Genomic DNA, 1,247 nt, shown 5'->3' on the forward strand with positions numbered 1-1,247 from the left:
ACTTCCTTCGGTCGCAAAAGAAGTGGGGGTTCGGGGGCTAGTACCCGAAAATAATAAAAAGATAAAAAAGTAATTTTTGATAAAATCCAAACCTTTAGTATATAAATAATTTTTAAATAATGATATCATATATATTTCTTGTTTCTAATACTTTTACTCCAACCTCATATTCACGCATATATTTAGCAAGTTTATATCCGTTTATAAGAATTATTTTTATGTCTTTTAATTCCTCTACAACCTTCTTTGCTTGAGGTGTATAATCTGAAGTTGTAATAAAAATTCCTCTGCTTATGCCATTAACATTTTTAAGACCATGTGCAAATTTCGTTATTTCTGTGTCATTAACTTTATTGTTTTCTTTGTAGCATTTACATTGTACACCAACTATATCAAAACCGAATTTATCCATAGTAAGTGTGCCATCAATTCCCCTATCACCGCTTCCGCCTGTTCTATATTTTTTACCATAGCCCATTTTCTCAAGCAAATCTAAACATATATTTTCAAACCTTGTACCCTTATCAACACTGCTCTCACCCATTAGCTGCAATCTGTCTAATATATCTTTTTCTACGCCCTCATAATATTCTTCAATACTCTTTTCAACCTCACTTCTATTTTCATCTTCTTCTATATCATCATTATATTCTTCATTATTATAACTTTTACTGTTTTCTAAATATGGAGTTTTTTCTTTTAGGGTTTTGAAATCAAAGTTTGGATTTTCTTCGTAGAACTTTTTTCCGAAATCGGTTATTTGATATATTCCTCTTCCAACACTTTCAATTAGTTCTGATTTTTTTAAATAAGTTAATGACCAATCCACTCTATCTCTAAATTTAGAATAATTACTTTTTTTTACTAATTCTAAATCTTCATCAGACGGTTTAGTATATTCTTTAATTTTATCGTATATTTTACTTCTATGTACTGCTTCATTAGTTTCATACAAAAATCTTAATACATATTTGTCATAATCTCTGTATTTCAAAAGTGCCATAATATATACTCCGAAAGCATTATTAAAAAATCATACTTCAACAATTAATTTTTTACAAGATAATATTCTTTTAAAATTAATTTTATTAAATAAATACTTATAAAACATAAACTACGATAATCAAATTTATTTTTGAAGTTTATTTTATTAGAATAAAAAACTACTTTCTATTTCTTTGAGCTCTTTGAGCTTTTTTTAGAATACCTGCAATTTTTCTAAGTTTAAGATTCTCTGCTATATCTAA

The 1,247-nt window shown here is 26.8% G+C and carries 1 protein-coding gene; it reads right to left on the reverse strand.

All coding sequences use genetic code 11. From position 1 onward, the window contains the following. Positions 1-112: 112 nt before the first annotated feature. On the reverse strand, positions 113-1,003 hold the full coding sequence (locus E6A48_RS11735) for a restriction endonuclease (protein WP_219710487.1): 891 nt from the start codon (positions 1,001-1,003) through the stop codon (positions 113-115). Positions 1,004-1,247: the final 244 nt, after the last annotated feature.

The organism is Brachyspira pilosicoli (assembly GCF_019402445.1).
Taxonomy (GTDB): domain Bacteria; phylum Spirochaetota; class Brachyspiria; order Brachyspirales; family Brachyspiraceae; genus Brachyspira; species Brachyspira pilosicoli_B.